The organism is Brevirhabdus pacifica, assembly GCF_002797755.1.
In the GTDB taxonomy this organism is placed as follows: domain Bacteria; phylum Pseudomonadota; class Alphaproteobacteria; order Rhodobacterales; family Rhodobacteraceae; genus Brevirhabdus; species Brevirhabdus pacifica.
The window spans coordinates 290,749-309,032 of the sequence record NZ_PGFI01000013.1; the positions used below are offsets into that span (position 1 = coordinate 290,749).

Annotated in this window: 16 protein-coding genes; 4 read left to right on the forward strand and 12 right to left on the reverse strand. The window is 65.9% G+C overall.

Features of this window, described 5'->3' with window-relative positions:
* Positions 1-216 precede the first annotated feature (216 nt).
* The 3 genes from CLV77_RS13190 to mutT are packed head-to-tail and all read left to right on the forward strand — an operon-like array spanning position 217 to position 3,008.
* Entirely contained in the window at positions 217-1,149 is a 933-nt protein-coding gene (locus CLV77_RS13190) for a peptidylprolyl isomerase (RefSeq protein WP_076979887.1), read from the forward strand.
* A gap of 48 nt (positions 1,150-1,197) precedes the next feature.
* Positions 1,198-2,613, forward strand: a complete 1,416-nt coding sequence (argJ, locus tag CLV77_RS13195) for a bifunctional glutamate N-acetyltransferase/amino-acid acetyltransferase ArgJ (protein WP_233128024.1) — start codon at positions 1,198-1,200, stop codon at positions 2,611-2,613.
* Positions 2,610-3,008: an 8-oxo-dGTP diphosphatase MutT gene (gene mutT / locus CLV77_RS13200; RefSeq protein WP_076979886.1), complete on the forward strand. Its 399-nt coding sequence runs from the start codon at positions 2,610-2,612 to the stop codon at positions 3,006-3,008. The genes argJ and mutT overlap by 4 nt, the downstream gene beginning before the upstream one ends.
* A gap of 583 nt (positions 3,009-3,591) precedes the next feature.
* On the opposite strand, the gene infB is transcribed toward mutT, so the two are convergent.
* The 9 genes from infB to pip all read right to left on the reverse strand — a co-directional run bounded on the left by infB (position 3,592) and on the right by pip (position 15,800).
* Positions 3,592-6,090 carry a translation initiation factor IF-2 gene (infB, locus tag CLV77_RS13205; protein ID WP_076979885.1) on the reverse strand — a complete coding sequence of 833 codons (2,499 nt, stop codon included), beginning with the start codon at positions 6,088-6,090 and terminating at the stop codon, positions 3,592-3,594.
* On the reverse strand, positions 6,087-6,719 hold the full coding sequence (locus tag CLV77_RS13210) for an RNA-binding protein (protein ID WP_076979884.1): 633 nt from the start codon (positions 6,717-6,719) through the stop codon (positions 6,087-6,089). The genes infB and CLV77_RS13210 overlap by 4 nt, the downstream gene beginning before the upstream one ends.
* 17 nt (positions 6,720-6,736) lie before the next feature.
* Positions 6,737-8,410 carry a transcription termination factor NusA gene (gene nusA / locus CLV77_RS13215; protein ID WP_076979883.1) on the reverse strand — a complete coding sequence of 558 codons (1,674 nt, stop codon included), beginning with the start codon at positions 8,408-8,410 and terminating at the stop codon, positions 6,737-6,739.
* On the reverse strand, positions 8,410-8,985 hold the full coding sequence (gene rimP, locus CLV77_RS13220; protein ID WP_076979882.1) for a ribosome maturation factor RimP: 576 nt from the start codon (positions 8,983-8,985) through the stop codon (positions 8,410-8,412). Before rimP ends, nusA begins: the two co-directional genes overlap by 1 nt.
* Before the next feature lie 232 nt (positions 8,986-9,217).
* Positions 9,218-10,765, reverse strand: coding sequence for an ABC transporter substrate-binding protein (locus CLV77_RS13225; protein WP_076979881.1), 1,548 nt, complete (start codon positions 10,763-10,765; stop codon positions 9,218-9,220).
* Positions 10,766-10,839: 74 nt separating this feature from the next.
* Positions 10,840-12,486, reverse strand: coding sequence for an ABC transporter ATP-binding protein (locus tag CLV77_RS13230; protein WP_076979880.1), 1,647 nt, complete (start codon positions 12,484-12,486; stop codon positions 10,840-10,842).
* On the reverse strand, positions 12,483-13,643 hold the full coding sequence (locus CLV77_RS13235) for an ABC transporter permease (protein WP_076981090.1): 1,161 nt from the start codon (positions 13,641-13,643) through the stop codon (positions 12,483-12,485). Before CLV77_RS13235 ends, CLV77_RS13230 begins: the two co-directional genes overlap by 4 nt.
* Positions 13,644-13,651: 8 nt before the next feature.
* Entirely contained in the window at positions 13,652-14,650 is a 999-nt protein-coding gene (locus CLV77_RS13240; protein ID WP_076979879.1) for an ABC transporter permease, read from the reverse strand.
* Positions 14,651-14,798: 148 nt separating this feature from the next.
* Positions 14,799-15,800: a prolyl aminopeptidase gene (gene pip, locus CLV77_RS13245; RefSeq protein ID WP_076979878.1), complete on the reverse strand. Its 1,002-nt coding sequence runs from the start codon at positions 15,798-15,800 to the stop codon at positions 14,799-14,801.
* Positions 15,801-15,880: 80 nt separating this feature from the next.
* Here pip and ubiG point away from each other — a divergent pair, with 80 nt between their 5' ends.
* On the forward strand, positions 15,881-16,699 hold the full coding sequence (gene ubiG, locus CLV77_RS13250) for a bifunctional 2-polyprenyl-6-hydroxyphenol methylase/3-demethylubiquinol 3-O-methyltransferase UbiG (protein ID WP_083707915.1): 819 nt from the start codon (positions 15,881-15,883) through the stop codon (positions 16,697-16,699).
* Between the two features lie 24 nt (positions 16,700-16,723).
* Here ubiG and CLV77_RS13255 read toward each other — a convergent pair whose 3' ends face one another.
* Genes CLV77_RS13255 through grxC form a run of 3 tightly spaced genes read right to left on the reverse strand, consistent with a single transcriptional unit; the run spans position 16,724 to position 18,274 of the window.
* Positions 16,724-17,167: a MarR family winged helix-turn-helix transcriptional regulator gene (locus CLV77_RS13255; RefSeq protein WP_076979877.1), complete on the reverse strand. Its 444-nt coding sequence runs from the start codon at positions 17,165-17,167 to the stop codon at positions 16,724-16,726.
* 10 nt (positions 17,168-17,177) lie between these two features.
* The gene (locus tag CLV77_RS13260; protein WP_076979876.1) at positions 17,178-18,014 is read right to left on the reverse strand and encodes a carbon-nitrogen hydrolase family protein; all 837 of its coding nucleotides are present in this window, start codon (positions 18,012-18,014) and stop codon (positions 17,178-17,180) included.
* Positions 18,015-18,016: 2 nt separating this feature from the next.
* A complete protein-coding gene (gene grxC, locus CLV77_RS13265) occupies positions 18,017-18,274 on the reverse strand; it encodes a glutaredoxin 3 (protein WP_076979875.1) in 258 nt (85 codons plus the stop codon).
* Between the last annotated feature and the right edge of the window lie 10 nt (positions 18,275-18,284).

The following is an 18,284-nucleotide window of genomic DNA, read 5'->3' on the forward strand; positions in this document are numbered from 1 at the left end:
GTTCGCCCCGTCCTGACAGGCTTTTCTGACAGGTTCGTGTGATGGCAAGCCTTGCCCCTGCTTCACGCCACCCATAGAACGGCGGACAAGCGCGGCACGGCCTGCTGAACCCTTCGGCACATAAGGGCCTGCCTGTTGACTGTCAACTTGACCCGCTGTCCCAGTGGATTCTGGACGCGGGCCGGCCACCTCGAGGCCACGCGAAAGGAGCCTACCATGAGCCGATTCCACGCCTACGGTCCCGCCCTTGCCATAAGCGCCGCCCTGCTCACCGCGACGGGCCTTGCCGCCCCTCTCGCCGCGCAGGAAGAAAAGGCCGCGGATCCCGCCGCCGAGACTGCCCAGACCGAAGCCCCCGCCCCCTCAGGAGCTCCCGCCGAGGGCGCCGACACGGTTCTGGCGCGCGTCGGCGGCACCGACATCAAGCTGGGTCATCTGATGCTTCTGCGCGAGGGTCTGCCCGCGCAATACCAGTCGCTTCCGGCCGAAACCCTGTTCGAAGGGCTGCTTGAGCAGCTGATCCGCCAGGCCGCCCTGGCCCAGTCCCTTGAGGATGACGACAGCAGCCGCCTGACCCTCGGCCTCGAGAACGAGGTGCGCGGCTACAAGGCCGGCCTGGTGCTGGACCGCGTCGTGCGCGAGCAGGTGACGGAGGGGGCCATTCAGGCCGCCTACGACGCCCAGTACGGCGACCAGGAGGTGCAGACCGAATGGAACGCCTCGCACATCCTCGTGAAGACCGAGGAAGAGGCCAAGGAACTGACCGCCGCCCTCGACAAGGGCGCCGATTTCGCCGAGCTGGCCAAGGAGAAATCCACCGGCCCCTCCGGCCCCCGCGGGGGTGAGCTGGGCTGGTTCTCGGACGGGCAGATGGTGCCGCCCTTCCAGAACGCGGTCGCCGCGCTGGAGATCGGCGAGGTCTCTGCCCCCTTCCAGACCGATTTCGGCTGGCACGTGGCCAAGCTGAACGACACCCGCGAGGCGGCGCCGACCAGTCTTGAGGATGTCCGCCAGGAAATCGTCACGACCCTGACCAACGCCGCCATCGACCAGGTGATGACCAACGCCACCGAAGGTGTCGAGGTCGAGCGTATGGTCGAAGGGATCGACCCCTCGGTCATCGATCAGCGCGACCTGGTCTCGGACTGATCCACTAGCGACACACGACTGACACGCGGACAGCACAGGAACTTTCCGATGGGTGCCAACGACATGCTCCGGCAGCTTTCGCTCCGGCTCAAGGCGGCGGGGCAGGCATTGCGCCAGCCCCTCCCCGAAACCTCCGCTGGCACGACCGGCGCCCAGGCCGACCAGGCCGCCGTCAAACCGGCCAAGCCCGCCAAGGCGCCGCCGCCGGTCTCTCCGCTGGCGCCCAAGGGCGGCTTCCCCGCCCTGCCGGTGATCGAGGGCGCCCGCTTTGCCGCCGCCGCGGCCGGTGTCCGCTACACGACCGGCCGGCTTGACGTGGCTTTGATGGAGCTTTGTGCAGGCTCCACCGTGGCCGCCGTCTTCACCCGCTCCGCCACCCGCGCGGCCCCCGTCCTGGACGGTGAGGAGAAGCTGGCGCGGATCGCCACCGGCTCGGCCGGTTCGGGCGACGCGGGCTTTGCGATCATCGTCAATGCCGGCAATGCCAACGCCTTCACCGGCGCCGCCGGCAGCGGTAGCGTCGAGGCGGTGTCGAAAGCCGTTGGGGAACGGCTGGGCATCCCCGCAGGCCATGTCTTCATGTCGTCGACCGGCGTCATCGGCGAGCCGCTGAAGCACGAGCGCATTGTCGCCGTTCTGGACGGGCTGAAATCCGACCTGGATGGCGCGGCCCTGCCCCGCGCCGCCGAGGCGATCCGCACCACCGACACCTTCGCAAAGGGCGCCTCGGCCGAGGTGGCGATTGGCGGCGGCACGGTCCGCATTGCCGGCATCGCCAAAGGCTCCGGCATGATCGCGCCCGACATGGCGACGATGCTGGTCTATCTTTTCACCGATGCGCCCATCGACCAGCCGCTGCTTCAAGCAATGGTATCGCGCGCCTCGGACCGCACCTTCAACTGCATCACGGTCGACGGCGACACTTCGACCTCGGACACGCTGATATGCGGCGCAACCGGCAAGGCCAAGGGCGTCGCCCGCCTGACCGACGCCGAGAGCGACGACGCCCGCGCCTTCGAGAAGGCGCTGCACGGCGTCATGCTGGACCTGGCCCACCAGGTCGTACGCGACGGTGAAGGCGCCACCAAGTTCGTCGAGGTGCGCGTCACCGGCGCCCGCTCGGACGAGGACGCGCGCAAGGTCGCGCTGGCGACCGCCAACTCGCCGCTGGTCAAGACCGCCCTGGCGGGAGAGGACCCGAACTGGGGCCGCATCGTCATGGCGGTGGGCAAATCCGGGGCCGAGGCGGACCGTGACCGCCTGGCGATCCGCCTGGGCGATCTGACCATCGCCGAGAAGGGATGGGTCGCCGAGGGCTACCGCGAAGAGGACGGCGCCGCCTACATGAAGCGCGACGAGCTTGTGATCGGGATCGACCTGGGGCTGGGCGACGGCGAATCCGTGGTCTGGACCTGCGACCTGACCCATCAATACATCACGATCAACGCGGATTACCGTTCGTGAAGACGGTTCTGGTCTCGGCCGTCGCACTGATTGACGTGGACGGCCGGGTCCTGCTGACCCAGCGGCCCGAGGGGAAATCCATGGCGGGCCTGTGGGAATTTCCCGGTGGCAAGGTCGAACCGGGCGAAACGCCGGAGGCCGCGCTCATCCGCGAGCTGAAGGAAGAACTGGATATCGACACCTGGCAATCCTGCCTCGCGCCGCTGACCTTTGCCTCCCACAGCTACGAGAATTTCCATTTGCTAATGCCACTCTTTGCATGTCGCAAATGGCAAGGCACGCCCAGGGGCCTGGAGGGGCAAGAGATGGCCTGGGTACGCCCGAACGCCCTCCGCGACTATCAAATGCCCCCTGCGGACGTTCCCCTCATCCCTATTTTGCGTGACTGGTTGTAAGCTTACAGCCACCGGATTGAGCGGCCAAAGGCCACTGGGCTCCAGTTTATGCTAGACAAAGCTGCGCGATTGTAACAACTTACGGTTGTTATTGGCGCGGTCGCATCCCGTCCGACCAAAGTCGCATTAGCTATTTGCGCAACCCCGCAGCGCACAATTACGCGCTCTCATGAAGGTAGCCAAAGCCAATACCGGCACGCTACAGTTGTGACAAGAACAACAACAACAATACCAGAATAACAAGAATAACCTGCATCTAGGGGAGGCGTTCTAAATGGTGGCAACAATCATGATCGGCTCCTGTGTATCAGTGCAGGGAACCTTCATCAGGCAGCTGAGCGACGGCAAGATCGTGGTTCAAGTCGGCGACCGGCTCTATCAGGGTCGGGCCGTGAACCAAGCAGCCTGACACCGCTTTCACATCACATTCGACACATCCCGCCATCACTCAACACCCTCCCTACTACCCAATGAGCAGGATGCTAAAAGGGCCCCTTCGGGGGCCCTTTTTGTGTCTTGCGATAGTGTTTGAGGGTTGGCCGGGCCCAGGGCCTCGAGGGCCCCGGGCGGCGCGCCCCGAGCCTTAGCTCAGGGTACGCTCGACCTCTTCGCGCTCGAAGATCTCGATGACATCGCCGGCACGGATATCGTCGTAGTTCTCGAAGGCCATACCGCATTCCTGGCCGGACTGGACCTCTGCAACCTCGTCCTTGAAGCGCTTGAGCGTCTTCAGCGTGCCCTCGTGGATCACCACGTTGTCGCGCAGCAGGCGCACACCGGCCGAACGGCGGGCAACACCCTCGGTGACCAGACAGCCGGCGACCTTGCCGACGTTGGACACCTTGAACACGTCCTTGATCTCGGCGTAGCCGATGAAGTTCTCGCGAACCTCTGCCGACAGCAGGCCGGATGCGGCCGCTTTCACGTCGTCCACAAGGTCGTAGATCACCGAGTAGTAGCGGATCTCCACGCCCTTCTGGTTGGCGCTGTTGCGGGCCGAGGCATTGGCACGGACGTTGAAGCCGAAGACCGGCGCGCCCGAGGCTTCGGCCAGGCCGATGTCGGATTCAGTGATCGCGCCGACGCCGGAATGCAGGACGCGCACGCGCACCTCCTCGTTCCCGATCTTCTCCATCGCCTGAACGATGGCTTCGGCGGAACCCTGAACGTCGGCTTTGACCAGGATCGGCATCTCCGAGACGTTCTCGTCGTCCTTGGCCTTGGCCATGAGCTGTTCGAGGGTCGTCGCGGCACCGGCAGCGGCGCGCTTTTCCTTGGCCGCCTTCTCGCGGTATTCGGCGATCTCGCGGGCCTGTGCCTCGGTCTCGACGACGTTGAGCACGTCACCGGCCTCGGGGGTGCCGTTGAGGCCGAGAACCTCGACCGGGACCGAGGGGCCGGCTTCGTCGACCCGCTCGCCCTTGTCGTTGATCAGGGCGCGAACCTTGCCGTACTGCTCGCCCACGACGAAGATGTCGCCGCGGCGCAGGGTGCCGTTCTGAACCAGGACGGTGGCCACGGGACCGCGGCCGACGTCCAGCTGGGCCTCGATCACGGCGCCGGAGGCGGCACGGTCGGGGTTGGCTTTCAGTTCCAGGATCTCTGCCTGCAGGGCAATCGCCTCAAGCAGTTCGTCCAGGCCGGTGCCCTTGATGGCCGAAACCTCGACATCCTGCACGTCGCCGGACATCTTCTCGACCACGACTTCGTGCTGCAGCAGATCGGTGCGCACCTTGTCGGGGTTGGCCTCATGACGGTCGATCTTGTTGATCGCGACGATCATCGGAACGCCGGCCGCCTTGGCATGGTGGATGGCTTCGACGGTCTGGGGCATCACGGCGTCATCGGCCGCGACCACCAGGACCACGATGTCGGTCACCTGCGCACCACGGGCACGCATCGAGGTGAAGGCCGCGTGGCCGGGCGTATCCAGGAAGGTCAGGATCTGGCCGTCGGCCGCCTGCACCTGGTAGGCGCCGATGTGCTGGGTGATACCGCCGGCTTCGCCCGCGACGACCTTGGCGTTGCGGATCGCGTCCAGCAACGAGGTCTTGCCGTGGTCGACGTGACCCATGACGGTGATGACCGGCGGACGGTTGCGCAGATCCTCGGGCTTGTCGTCGATCGTGTCGATGACCTGCTCGACGTCGGCATCCGAAACGCGCACGACCTTGTGGCCGAACTCTTCGATGATGAGCTCGGCGGTATCGGCGTCGATGGTCTGGTTCTGGGTCGCCATGATGCCGCTGGTCATCAGCGACTTGACCACGTCGGCCACACGCTCTGCCATGCGGTTGGCAAGTTCCTGGACGGTGATCGCCTCGGGCAGGTTGACGTTGCGCACGACCTTTTCGCGCTCGACGTTCTGACCCATCGCCTTCTGGCGGGCGCGTTCCTGCTTGCGCTTCATCGCGGCCATGGACCGCTGACGGCCACCCTCGCCGCCCGAAAGCGCCTGGTTCAGCGTCAGCTTGCCCGAGCGGCGGCGGTCGCCGGCGCCCTTGGCTTCGCGCTTGGGACGGTCGTCCCGCTCGGTCTTGCGGGGCGTTGCGGCGGGCTTGAGGCCGCCACGGGGCCCGGCGGGACCGGCGTCAGCCTGGGGCTCGGCGCGTTCCTGCGGTGCGGGCTGTGCGGCACGCTGCTTGGCTTCCTCGGCCTCGCGCTGCTTGCGCTCGTCCTCTTCGGCCTTCTGGCGGGCACGCTCTTCGCGCTCACGCTCTTCGCGTTCCTTGGCCTCGGCCTCGGCGCGGCGGCGTTCGCGGTCTTCGGCGCGCTCGCGCTCCTCGCGCTCGCGGCGCTCGGCCTCTTCGGCTTCGCGGGCCTTGGCGGCCTGCAACGCCTTCAGGCGACGCTCCATCTCGGCATCGGTAATCCCGGCGGGACGCTTGGAGGCGTCACCCCCGCGGTTCGACGCGGCGCCGGCGGCCTTGCCGGAAGCACCCGGCTTGGGAACCACGACGCGTTTGCGTTTGGTTTCCACCACGACGTTCTTCGTCCGGCCATGGCTGAAGCTTTGCTTAACCTGACCGCTGCGAGGTCCGCCGCGAAGACCGAGAGTTTTCTTGCCGTCTTGATCGCTCATGCGTCTGTCGTACCCTTTCCGGTGGCTGAATCGCCGCCGATTTCGCGAAGGCCCGTAAGCCGCGCGGCCTCATCTACAACACGTGCAGTGAGTCCGCCAGCCGATAAGGCGCCATGTATCACACTTTCCCGACCGAATGCCAAACCCAATTCCCGGGCGTACAGGCATCCGATAAAACTGTCTTTTCCGTCCGGTGGACGAAGCTTCGTCTTGCCCCGTTCCGAGCCGTCGATCGCCTGCATCAGCACCCGGCCCTCGCCGGTGGCGAGCCAGCCGCGGACCTTCTCGTAGCCCGCGACCGCCTGCCCGGCCTTGCGGGCCATCGAGATCCGGTCGACCAGCCGGCGCACCAGCGCCGCCTCGATCATCCCGACCAGGTCCTCCGGCACGGTGACCTGCTGTCGCGCCGCACGGGCGAAGCCGCCCTTGCGCGCGGCCTTGTCCAACGCGTCGCGGGTGGGGGTCACCCACATCCCGCGCCCGGGCAGCCGCCCGAGAAGATCGGGCACGACCTGGCCGTCGGGCCCGGTCACGAAGCGGATCATACGCTCCTTCGGGGCCACCTCGCGGGTCACGATGCACCGGCGCTCCGGTGCATCATTGTCCTTCTTGCGGCCGCCGCGCGTCATGCCCGGTTCTCCGCGGCTCAGGCGCCGGACCCCGCGGGGGTTGCGGTCTCGTCATCCGAGGGTGCGGCGTCGCCTTCGGCGGCCTGGCCCTCTTCGCCCTCGGCGTCCTCGCCGGTATCCTCGGCCAGCATCTCGGTCGGATCGACCCAGCCCAGCATAACGCGGGCGGTCATAACCATGTCCTGGGCCTCTTCCAGCGAAACGTCGAATTTCTCCAGCAGGCCGTCATCCTTGACCCGCTCGCCTTCGACCGTGGTCCAGCCGCCGGCCAGTTCCCAGTCGGCGCAGGTCGCGAAATCTTCGAGCGACAGGATACCGTCCTCGGCCAGCGCTTCTACCATCTGGGGGGTCAGCCCCTCGAAATCAACCAGGCTCTGGTCGACGCCAAGCTCGGCGGCGCGCTCCAGCGCCTTCTTGTTGATCGCCTCCAGGTGGTCGCGGGCGCGGGCCTGAAGCTCGCCGGCGGTGTCGCTGTCGACTCCGTCGATCACCAGCAACTCGTCGGCGTCGACATAGGCGACTTCCTCGAGGTTGGTGAAGCCTTCCGAGACCAGAAGCTGGGCGAAGAACTCGTCCAGATCCAGCGTGTCCATGAAGAGCTGCGTGCGCTCGGCAAACTCGGCCTGGCGGCGCTTGCTTTCCTCTTCCTCGGTCATGATGTCGATGTCGAGGCCGGTCAGCTGGCTGGCCAGACGCACGTTCTGACCGCGACGGCCGATGGCCAGCGACAGCTGCTCGTCGGGCACGACGACCTCGATGCGCTCGGCCTCTTCATCCAGAACCACCTTGGTGACCTCGGCGGGCTGCAGCGCGTTCACAAGGAAGGTCGGCTGATCCTCGTTCCACGGGATGATGTCGATCTTCTCGCCCTGAAGCTCGTTGACGACAGCCTGAACCCGGCTGCCGCGCATGCCGACGCAGGCGCCGACGGGGTCGATCGAGCTGTCGTAGGAGATGACGGCGATCTTGGCGCGGGAGCCCGGATCGCGGGCGACGGCCTTGATCTCGATGATGCCGTCGTAGATCTCGGGCACTTCCATCTTGAACAGCTCGGCCATGAACTCGGGCGCGGTGCGGCTGAGGAAGATCTGCGGGCCACGGGGTTCGCGGCGCACGTCCTTGATGTAGACGCGGATGCGGTCGTTGGGCCGGTAGCTTTCGCGGCCGATCTTCTCGTTGCGGCGCAGGACAGCCTCGCCACGGCCGATGTCGACGATGACGTTGCCGTATTCCTCGCGCTTGACGACACCGTTGATGATGGTGCCGGCGCGGTCCTTGAATTCCTCGTACTGGCGGTCACGCTCGGCTTCGCGGACCTTCTGCAGGATCACCTGCTTGGCGGACTGGGCGGCGATGCGGCCCATCTCGACGGGGGGAACCTCATCGACGATCTCGTCGCCGATCTGGGGGTCCTCTTTATACTGCTTGGCTTCCTTGACGGTCAGCTCGGCCTGGTAGTTCTCGACCGCGTCATCTTCCACAACGGTGCGGACGCGGGTGAAGGTGGCACGTCCGGTCTTGCGGTCGATGCTGACGCGGATGTCCATCTCGGCGCCGTAACGGCTCTTGGCGGCCCGGGCCAGGCTTTCTTCCATCGCCTCGATCACGAGCGACGGGTCGATCATCTTCTCGCGCGCGACCGCCTCGGCGGTCTGCAACAGCTCCAGCTGGTTTGCAGAAGTAATAGCCATTAGTCCTCACCCTCTCCGTCGATGATGGTTTCGATCTCGTCGAATTGTTTCTCGTCCACTTCGCCCGCGTCCTTGCGCTGGCGCAGCACGTCGCGGATCAGTTCGTCGGTCAGCACCAGCTTGGCGTCCGACAGCCAGTCGTATTGCAGCCCGATGGTGCCTTCCTCGATCTCGATCAGGACCTCGCTGCCCTCGACGCCGGCCAGCTCGCCCTTGAAGCGGCGGCGCCCGTCGATCAGTTCGGTCGTCTCGATCTTGGCCTCGTAACCCTGCCAGGCCTCGAAATCCTTCAACCGGGTCAGCGGCCGGTCGATGCCGGGGCTGGAGACCTCGAGCGTGTAGGCGTCCTCCAGCGGATCCTCGACATCGAGGGTGGCGCTGACGGCGGTGGAAATGCGGGCGCAATCGTCCACCTCGATGCCGCCGCCGGGGCGTTCGGCCATGATCTGAAGGGTGCGGGTCTTGCCCGACATCAGACGCACACGCACAAGTTCGAACCCCAGGTCCTCGATGACCGGGGTGATGACCTCCGCCAGGCGGCGGTCGATCGAGGTCTTGGCGATGAGATCCGACATGGCTTCGTCCAAATTCCAGATACGGCAAACACAAAAAAACGGGCGCGCGGCCCGTTGATCTTTCCCGGTGGAGCGCCGGGTGTGGAGGCCGGTGCGCCGCTGTTGAGGGGGATATACGCCGCCGACCCCGAGTCTGCAAGCCCCCCTGATCCGGGGGGCGATGGGGGGATGGCTGCGCGCCCGCCCGCGCCTGCCCTTCAAGGGCGCGCGGGCGGGGCTTAGGCCCTGGGGCTTACGCCTTCATCCACCAGCGTTCGCCCATCCGGCAGTTGTCCATCTGGAACATGTTGCCGATGGTCTCGTCGGTGCCGACCTTGTTGGACAGCGCCTGGACGTAGTTGGCGAACATCGGGATGATCGCGCCGCCCTCGTCGCGCAGGATTTCCTGCATCTCGAAATACTGGGCGCGGCGCTTGTCGCTATCCAGCTCGGCCCGGGCCGACAGGAGCAGTTCCTGGAACCGCGGGTGATCCCAATGGGTATCGTTCCACGGCACGCCCTTCTCGTAGGCAGACGAGAACATCCAGTCCTCGGTCGCCCGGCCCGACCAATAGGCGGCACCCCAGGGCTTTTTCAGCCAGACGTTGGACCAGTAGCCGTCGGCAGGCTCCTGTACGACGTTGATCTCGATGCCGGCGGCACCGGCCGAGGCTTGGTAAAGCTGCACCGCGTCAACCGCCCCCTCGAAGGCCGCGTTCGAGGCCGACAGATCGACCTTGAGATTGTCCAGCCCGGCTTCTTTCAGGTGGAACTTGGCCTTGTCGGGGTCGTAGGCCAGCTGCTCCATCTCGGTGTTGAAATACTGGTTGGCGGGGCCGATCGGAGAGTCGTTGCCCACCTGACCGTGACCAAGCAGGATCTTGTCGACCATTTCCTGCCGGTTGATGCCGTATTTCAGCGCCTTGCGGACGTGCAGATTGTCGAAGGGCGCAACATCGGTCAGCATCGGGAAGGTATAGTGCTGGTTGCCCGTCACCTCCTGGATGGTGACGTTGGGATTGGCGCGCAGAAGCGCCTCGGTCTTGAAGTCGATGCGGTTGATGGCGTCGACCTGACCGGTCATCAGCGCGTTCATCCGGGCGGTGGAATCGTTGATCGCGATATATTCCAGCTCGTCGAAGAAGCCGGCCTTGCCGTCCTTGTAGTGGCTGTCGACCCGCTTGCCGACGAACCGCACGCCCGGCTCGAAGCTGACGACGCTGTAAAGGCCGGTGCCGATGCCCTTGGCGATGGCCTCTTCGATCTGGCCGGCGGGATAGATCAGTAGGTGATAGTCGGCCATCAGGAAGGGGAAGTCGGCGTTGCCGGATTCCAGCGTCATCTGGACCTGATGCTCGCCCAGCTTCTTCATCTCGGTGATGGCGCTGATGATGGGCTTGGCGGCCGATTTGGCGCCCTCGGCGGTGTGCAGCGCCAGGCTTTCGATCACGTCGTCGGCGCCGAAGGCCTTGCCGTTGTGGAAGGTGACGCCCTTGCGCAGGTTGAAGGTCCAGACCTTCGCATCGGCCGAGGCTTCCCAGCTTTCGGCAAGCTCGCCGCGCAGGGTGCCGTCGGGGGCCACTTCGGTCAGGTTGTCAAAGACCGCGCCCTGCCCGCAGGAGTTCATGAACACGTCAGAATGGGTCCGTGCATCCCAGCTGTCCGAGCTGTTGGCCCCGTTCATGCCGACCCGAAGCCGCCCGCCCTTCTGGGGCGCGGCCCGAAGCGGCATGCCGGTCGCGGCAAGAAGGCTGGCCGCAACACCGGTTCTGAGAAGTCCGCGTCTGCTGAATCGTGTCATCTCTTCTTTCTCCCTTGGTCGTATGCCAAGCCTCCGAAGTGGCGCCCGTCAGGGGCCGGCGGAGGCGATTCGTCTTACATCTTATCAGTTGCCGCCTCGCCGATGTTCCCGACCCCGCGTTCGGCCAGCAGGTTGGTCAGCCAATCGGGATCCATTTCCGGAACAGAGGATAGCAGAAGGTCGGTATAGGCGTGGTGGGGCGGGCGGAACATGTCGTCCTTGGCGCCCTGTTCGACGACCTCGCCCTCCTTCATCACCACCACCTCGTCGGCGATGGCGCGAACGGTCGCCAGGTCGTGGGTAATGAACATGTAGCTCAGGCCCAGCTTGTCCTGAAGGTTGGCCAGCAGGCGCAGGATGCCCTCGGCGACCAGTTGGTCGAGGGCGCTCGTCACCTCGTCGCAGATGATGAACCGCGGCTCAGCGGCCAGGGCGCGGGCAATGCCGACGCGCTGTTTCTGGCCGCCCGACAGCTCGGACGGCAGCCGGTCGCGGTAGGTCTCGGGCTCCAGCTCGATCTGTTCCAGCAGGTCGTCGACCCGGGCGCGCAGCGCCTTGCCCCGCAGGCCCGAGTAGAATTGCACCGGGCGCCCGATAAGCTGTGCCACCGTCTTCGACGGATTCAGCGCCGTGTCGGCCATCTGATAGATCATCTGGATCTGGCGAAGCTGATCCTTGGAGCGGCGGCGATAATCGGCAGGCAGCGCCTCTCCCATGAACTCGATCGTGCCTTCGGTGGGCGGAAGAAGGCCCGTGATGCAGCGCGCCGCCGTCGATTTGCCCGATCCCGACTCGCCAACCACGGCGACGGTGCGCCCCTCGTGGATGTCGAAATGGACATTGTGCAGAACCGGCGTGCGCCCGTAGGAGGCCGAGACACCATCGACCCGCAAAAGCGGCGTCTGCCCGCGGGGCACCAGCGGTTTCTGGGGCCGCTTGTAAGCCCGCACCGCCCAGAGCGAGCGGGTGTATTCCTCTTTCGGGTCGGCCAGCATCTCGCGGGTTTCGGCCTCTTCGACCTCGTCGCCGCGCAACAGGACCTTGATGCGGTCGGCCATCTGGGCAACCACGGCCAGATCGTGAGTGATGTAGATCGCGGCGGTATCGAACTGCTCGACGATGTCGCGGATCGCCGCCAGCACCTCGATCTGGGTGGTCACGTCCAGCGCGGTCGTCGGCTCGTCGAAGATGATGAGGTCGGGGCGGCTGGACATGGCCATAGCGGTCATCGCCCGCTGCAACTGACCGCCCGATACCTGGTGCGGGTAGCGGAAACCGATCTCCTCGGGGTCGGGCAGGCGCAGACGGCGATAAAGCTCGACCGCGTCGGCCTGGCTTTCCTTGCGCCCCATGACCCCGTGCTGCACCGGCGCCTCGGCATATTGGTCGATCAGCCGGTGCGCGGGGTTGAACGAGGCCGCCGCCGACTGGGCGACGTAGGCGATGCGCTTGCCCAGCAGACTGCGCCGGGTCGCCGCCGGCGCCTTCACCAGTTCGATCCCGTCGAATTCGACCGAGCCCTTGCGGATGCGCACGCCGTCGCGGGTGAAGCCCATCGCGGCCAGGCCCAGGGTCGACTTGCCGGCCCCCGACTCGCCGATCAGGCCCAGCACCTCGCCCCGGTGCAGGTCCAGGTTCACCCCGTTGATGATCGGATTCCACGTCTCGTCCGAGCGCCCCTCGATCCACAGATCGCGTATTTTCAGCAGGGGCGCGCTCATTCCTTCAACCCCGAGGATCGGTGCAGCATCCAGTCCACCACGAAGTTCACCGCCACCGTCAAAAGTGCGATCGCCCCCGCCGCCAGCAGCGGGACCGAGGCGGCAAGCGGCACGAAGGCGGCGTAGTTGATGAATTGCGACAGGTCGCGCACCATCGTTCCCCAGTCGGCCAGCGGCGGCTGGATCCCGACCCCCAGGAAGGACAGCGACGCAATCGTCAGGAAGACGAAGCAGAAGCGCAGGCCGAACTCGGCCAGCAGGGGCGCGGTGGCGTTCGGCAGGATCTCACGGAAGACCAGATACCTCAGCCCCTCCCCGCGCAGGCGCGCGGCCTCGATATAGTCCATGACGACGATGTTCAGCCCCACCGCCCGCGACAGCCGGAAGACGCGGGTGGAATCGATCACCGCGATGATGACCACCATGTAGAGGGTCAGCAATCCGCGCTCGGATCCCGCCCAGGCCGAGGCGATGGTCATCAGCAAAAGCGCGAAGATCAGCGCCGGGATCGCCATCAGCACATCCATCAACCGCGACAGGAGCTGATCCAGCCAGCCGCCCAGCGTCGCCGCGAGGAACCCCAGCGTGCCGCCCAGCAGGAAGGCAAGGCAGGTGGTTGCGAAGGCGATGCCGACCGTGTTCTGGGCGCCGTAGATCAGGCGGCTGAGGATGTCGCGCCCGATCTGGTCGGTGCCCAGCGGAAAGCCCGGATCGCCGCCCAACGCCGGGTCTCCCCCGGGCACCAGGTTGGCACGGGCCAGGATCTCTTCCTGGCCATAGGGGGCCAGCCATTGGGCGAAGATCGCGACAACTGCGTAGACCAGGATCGTCAGGATGCCGAAGCTGGCGGTCAGCGGCATCTTGCGGAACTGGCGACGGCTCCAGCCGGTGCCGATGTGCCGCCCCGCCAGTCGGAAGAGATAGGCCGCGATGGCGAAGGCGATGAAGCCCTGCACCCCCCAGCGGAAGAAGACGTTGCCGTTGACGAAGTAAAGCCACGCCGAACCCGCCAGCGCCAGCGCCGCCAGCACATAGCCGTAGGCGGCCCCATAGGGCATGTCGCGCCAATAAGGCGCGTCCCCGCTGAGGCGGCGGCCGGACCAGCGCACCAGCGGCGCCACCAGAAGGCCCAGCGCCAGGGCCAGAGGAATGATCATCCAGCCGCTCACTTGGGATGCCTCAGGCGCGGGTTGGACAGGATCGACATGATGTCCGCCACCAGGTTCAGAAGGATGTAGGCCCCTGCGAAGATCAGACACGAAGCCTGGACCACGGGGATGTCACGGATCTTGACGCTGTCGACGAAAAGCTGCCCGATCCCGGGGTAGACGAAGACCACCTCGACCACGACGACGCCGGTAATCAGGTAGGCCAGGTTCAGCGCGATCACGGTGATGATCGGCGCCAGCGCGTTGGGCAGGGCGTGGACCACGATCACCCGCAGGGGCGACAGGCCCTTCAGGCGCGCCATCTCGATATAGGGGCTGGCCAGCAGGTTGATGATGGCGGCGCGGGTCATGCGCATCATGTGGGCCGTGACCACCAGCGTCAGCGTCAGTGCCGGCAGCAGCGTGCGGTCCAGACGCTCGGCAAAACTCATGCCCTGGTAGATGTTCGACAGGCTCGGCAAGACCGGGTTCAGGACCGCGAGGAAGAGGATCAGGATATAGGCCAGGAAGAACTCGGGGCTGGAGATGGCCGAGAGGGTAAAGATATTCGTGGCCTTGTCGAAAAGCGTGTTCCGGTAAAGCGCGGCCAGCACCCCCAGGATGAGGGAGACCGGCACCGCGATGGCGGCCGAGACGCCGGCCAGGAACAGGGTGTTGGCAAAACGCGGCGCGATCTGCGCGGCCACCGTGTCCAGGCCCGAACCCGCGTCGGCCCCCACGAAGGAAGCGAAGTTCGCCTTGGCAAAGCTGGTGCCCAGGTCCCCCTGCAACGCGCCGCCCAGCCATTCGAGGTAGCGTGTCACCGGCGGCTGATCGAGACCCAGGTCACGGCGGATGGCGGTTACCGCCTCCTCGGTCGCGCCCTGGCCCAGCACCGCCTCCGCAAAGTCGCCGGGCAGCATGTTCACTGCGGCGAAGATCACGATCGACACGATCAGAAGAGTCAGAAGTCCGAGTAGCAGTCGCTGCAGGATTATTCTGAACAGGGTACTCACCCAGGCGCCACTCCGACCGGTTACAGTTGCGGACAGCGTAGCGAACCCGCGCCTGCTGTAAACCCTCGGTTGTCGGTTGCCATTGCCACAGACCGGATTTCAGACGCTTAACGGGGAGATCCGGTTGATAAGAAAAATCGCGCGCAACTTATGCGTGTGTCGCGAGACCCAGCGCGCCCAGATCGTCGCGCAGCCCGTCCATCACGCGCACCAGTTCGGCGCTGATCCCCGGCTCGGACAGGGCATGTCCTGCCCGGGTCACCATGTGCAGACGCGCCATCGGCATCGCGCTGGCCAGGTCATAGGCGGCGCGCGGCGGGCAGATCATGTCGTACCGTCCCTGCACAACCGCCGCGGGCGTGTTGCGCAGCAGGCCGATGTTGTCCAGCAGCTGGCCGTCGGCCTCGAAGAAGCCGCCGTTGATGAAATAGTGATTCTCCAGCCGCGAGAAGGCGCGCGCATATTCGGGCGGGCTTTCCCCGCCCCGCCCGTCCGAGTTGATCGAGGCCAGCGCGTTTTCCCAGGCGGCCCAAGCCCGGCCGAACCGGATCTCGGTGGTCAGGTCCCCCGAGAAAAGGCGCCGGTTATAGCCGGCGATGGGATCGCCCCGCTCGGCCTCGGGCAGAAGGCTCAGGAAATCCGCCCAGAGATCGGGCCAGAAATGCCCCGCGCCACCGCCATAGAACCAATCAAGCTCGGACCTGGTCATCAGGAAGACGCCGCGCAGCGCCAGGAAGGCGGCACGGTCGGGATGCGTTTCGGCATAGGCCAGGGCCAGAGTCGCGCCCCAGCTCCCGCCGAAGACGATCCAGCGGTCGATGTCCAGCCGCTCGCGGATGGTCTCGATGTCGCGCACCAGATGCCAGGTGGTGTTTGCCGTGACGCTGGCATGGGGACGCGAGCGTCCGCAGCCGCGCTGATCGAACAGGATGATGCGATAGACCGCAGGGTCGAAATAGCGGCGCATCGTGGGGCTGCACCCGCCACCGGGCCCGCCGTGAAGCACCACCACGGGCACGCCCTGGGGGTTTCCGCACTGCTCGACATAGATTCGATGGCCGTCGCCGACGTTCAGCATCTTCTGGTCGAACGGGTCGATCAGTGGATAGAGATGCTGATACGCGCGATTTTGGCTCGAAGACTTGTCCATATACGACCTATATAGGCGGCGAGGGGGAGGCCGCAGGCGCGGCCCTTGCCCAACATTTGCAACTCGGAGGTCAGATGTCCATGCCAAGCGATCCAAGCACTGGTCCAGACACGGGCCCCCGGGCGAACCCGAAGACCGGCCCGGGCAGCCAATCGGGCACCGGCAACACCATCGACCCGTCCGAGGTCGCCAAGTTCGAGGCCATGGCGGCCGAGTGGTGGGACCCGTCCGGCAAGTTCAAGCCGCTGCACATGCTCAACCCCTGCCGGCTGGACTACATCACGCGGCAGATCGCGGCGGAATACGGCCGCGACCTGTCGGTGCCGCGCCCCTTCGAGGGGCTGCGGATCCTGGATATCGGGTGCGGCGGCGGGCTGCTGTCGGAACCCATGGCCCGGCTGGGCGCCGAGGTCGTCGGCGCCGACGCGGCCGAGCGCAACATCCCCGTCGCCCAGGTCCATGCCGCCCAATCGGGGCTGGATATCGACTATCGTCACACCACCGCCGAGGCCATGGCCGAGGCCGGCGAGACATTCGATGCCGTCCTCAACATGGAGGTGATCGAGCATGTCTCCGATCCCGCCGCCTACCTGCGGGCCTGTCACGCGCTGCTCAGGCCCGGGGGGGTGATGGTCTGCTCGACCCTCAACCGGAACCCGAAATCCTTCCTCTTTGCCATCGTCGGCGCCGAGCAGGTGATGCGGTGGCTGCCGCGCGGCACCCATGAGTGGAGCAAGTTCATCACCCCGGACGAGCTTTACGACCTGCTGCGCCAGGCAGGGTTCGAACCTGTGGACCGCAAGGGGTTCGTCTTCAACTTCGCCCTGTGGGACTGGTCCTTGTCGGACCGGGATCTGTCGGTGAACTACGTCACGACCAGCCTACGGCCCGGCGGGTAATCCGGGCCGATCCGGCGGCAAGCCTCAGCCGATGTCGCCCAGCCGCGAGCGCAGTTCGCGCAGAACAGGCAGGGCTGCGCGCACCTTGTCGGCGCCGATTTCCTGTACGACCTCGTCGATCAGGGGCACGATGGTTTCCAGTGCGGCGTCGCGGGCCTTGATGCCCGAGGGGCTGATGCCCACGAACTTGCGCCGCGCATCCTCCCAGTCGGGGCGGATATGGACGTGGCCGGCCCATTCCAGCTTGTTCAGCGTGTTGGTCATCGCGCCCTTGGTGACGTGAAAGCTGCGGGCAAGCTGGGCCGGCGTCCGCTCTGCCTGACTGCGGGCAAGGTGGTTCAGCACCGAGAAATGCGACAGCTCCATCCCTTTGGGAAGAACCTTGCTGATGCGGTTGCGCGCAAGCTGATCGGCCGAGAAGATCTCGCTGAACAGCGCCACGGCGAGAGAGGCGGATTCGTCGTTCATCCCCGCGCTCTCACTCCTCGACCGGGCCGAAATCGCGGTCATGCTCCAGCGAGGGCACGCGCTGGCGCGCCTCGGTCACGGCGGCAAGGTCGATGTCCAGCACGTGGACGCCCGGCTCGGTTCCGGCATCCAGAAGAACCTCGCCCCAGGGGGCCACGACCATCGAGTGACCGTGGGTCCGCCTTGCCCGTCCTTCGCTGGCGCGGTGTGTGCCGGTCTGGGCCGGCGCCAGGACGAAGGCACCGTTCTCGATCGCGCGGGCGCGCAAAAGCACCTCCCAATGGGCCTCGCCGGTGACGGGCGAGAAGGCCGAGGGGACGGTCAGGATCTGGGCCCCGGCCTGGGCCAGGCCCCGGTAAAGCGACGGGAAGCGCAGGTCGTAGCAGATGCTCAGGCCGAGGTTGCCGAACGGAGTCGTCGCCAGCACGGCCTGGGCGCCCGGCCGGAACCCGGCCGATTCCCGGTAGGATTCCCGGTCCGAGATTGCCACGTCGAACATATGGATCTTGTCATAGCGGGCGCGGATGGCGCCATCTGGCCCGATAAGGAACGATCGGTTGGCAAAGCGCCCGTCCGCATCCTCGGTCTTCAGGGCGAGTGAGCCGATCAGGATCCATACCGAGTTTTCCAGCGCAAAGGCCCGGATCGCGGTCAGCGTCGCGTCATCCTCCTCGGTGGAAAGGACGCGGCGCTGATGGTCCCGATCCGCCGAGACGCAGTTGGTGACCTCGGGCGTCAGCAGGAAGCGCGCGCCCTGTGCCACCCCTTGGCGCAGCATCTCGAGCGTGCGTTCCAGGTTTTCGGGGGGCGCGTCAGACGCGTTCAGCTGACAGAGCCCGACACGCATGGTCAGGCCGCCAGCATCGGGTCAAGCTTGCCAGACCGTTCCATCGCATGCAGCTCGTCCGAGCCGCCGACATGGGTGTCGCCGATGAAGATCTGAGGCACCGTGTGCCGCCCGTTGGCGCGTTGCATCATTTCCTTGCGCTTGGCGGGGTCGCGGCTGATGTCGTATTCGGTGAACGACACGCCCTTGCCCTTCAGAAGGCGTTTTGCCGCGTGACAGAAGCCGCAAAGCGGCGAGGTGTAGATCTCGACTGGTTTCATGACCGATCCC

Coding starts and splice junctions, on each gene's coding strand:
- CLV77_RS13210 (WP_076979884.1), bottom strand. CDS start 6,719: ATGACGCGCGGCGGCCGCAAGAAGGACAATGATGCACCGGAGCGCCGG.
- CLV77_RS13235 (WP_076981090.1), bottom strand. CDS start 13,643: ATGATCATTCCTCTGGCCCTGGCGCTGGGCCTTCTGGTGGCGCCGCTG.
- rimP (WP_076979882.1), bottom strand. CDS start 8,985: ATGTCGGATCTCATCGCCAAGACCTCGATCGACCGCCGCCTGGCGGAG.
- CLV77_RS13190 (WP_076979887.1), top strand. CDS start 217: ATGAGCCGATTCCACGCCTACGGTCCCGCCCTTGCCATAAGCGCCGCC.
- CLV77_RS13230 (WP_076979880.1), bottom strand. CDS start 12,486: ATGAGCGCGCCCCTGCTGAAAATACGCGATCTGTGGATCGAGGGGCGC.
- argJ (WP_233128024.1), top strand. CDS start 1,198: ATGGGTGCCAACGACATGCTCCGGCAGCTTTCGCTCCGGCTCAAGGCG.
- grxC (WP_076979875.1), bottom strand. CDS start 18,274: ATGAAACCAGTCGAGATCTACACCTCGCCGCTTTGCGGCTTCTGTCAC.
- nusA (WP_076979883.1), bottom strand. CDS start 8,410: ATGGCTATTACTTCTGCAAACCAGCTGGAGCTGTTGCAGACCGCCGAG.
- ubiG (WP_083707915.1), top strand. CDS start 15,881: ATGCCAAGCGATCCAAGCACTGGTCCAGACACGGGCCCCCGGGCGAAC.
- pip (WP_076979878.1), bottom strand. CDS start 15,800: ATGGACAAGTCTTCGAGCCAAAATCGCGCGTATCAGCATCTCTATCCA.
- CLV77_RS13260 (WP_076979876.1), bottom strand. CDS start 18,014: ATGCGTGTCGGGCTCTGTCAGCTGAACGCGTCTGACGCGCCCCCCGAA.
- CLV77_RS13255 (WP_076979877.1), bottom strand. CDS start 17,167: ATGAACGACGAATCCGCCTCTCTCGCCGTGGCGCTGTTCAGCGAGATC.
- infB (WP_076979885.1), bottom strand. CDS start 6,090: ATGAGCGATCAAGACGGCAAGAAAACTCTCGGTCTTCGCGGCGGACCT.
- CLV77_RS13225 (WP_076979881.1), bottom strand. CDS start 10,765: ATGACACGATTCAGCAGACGCGGACTTCTCAGAACCGGTGTTGCGGCC.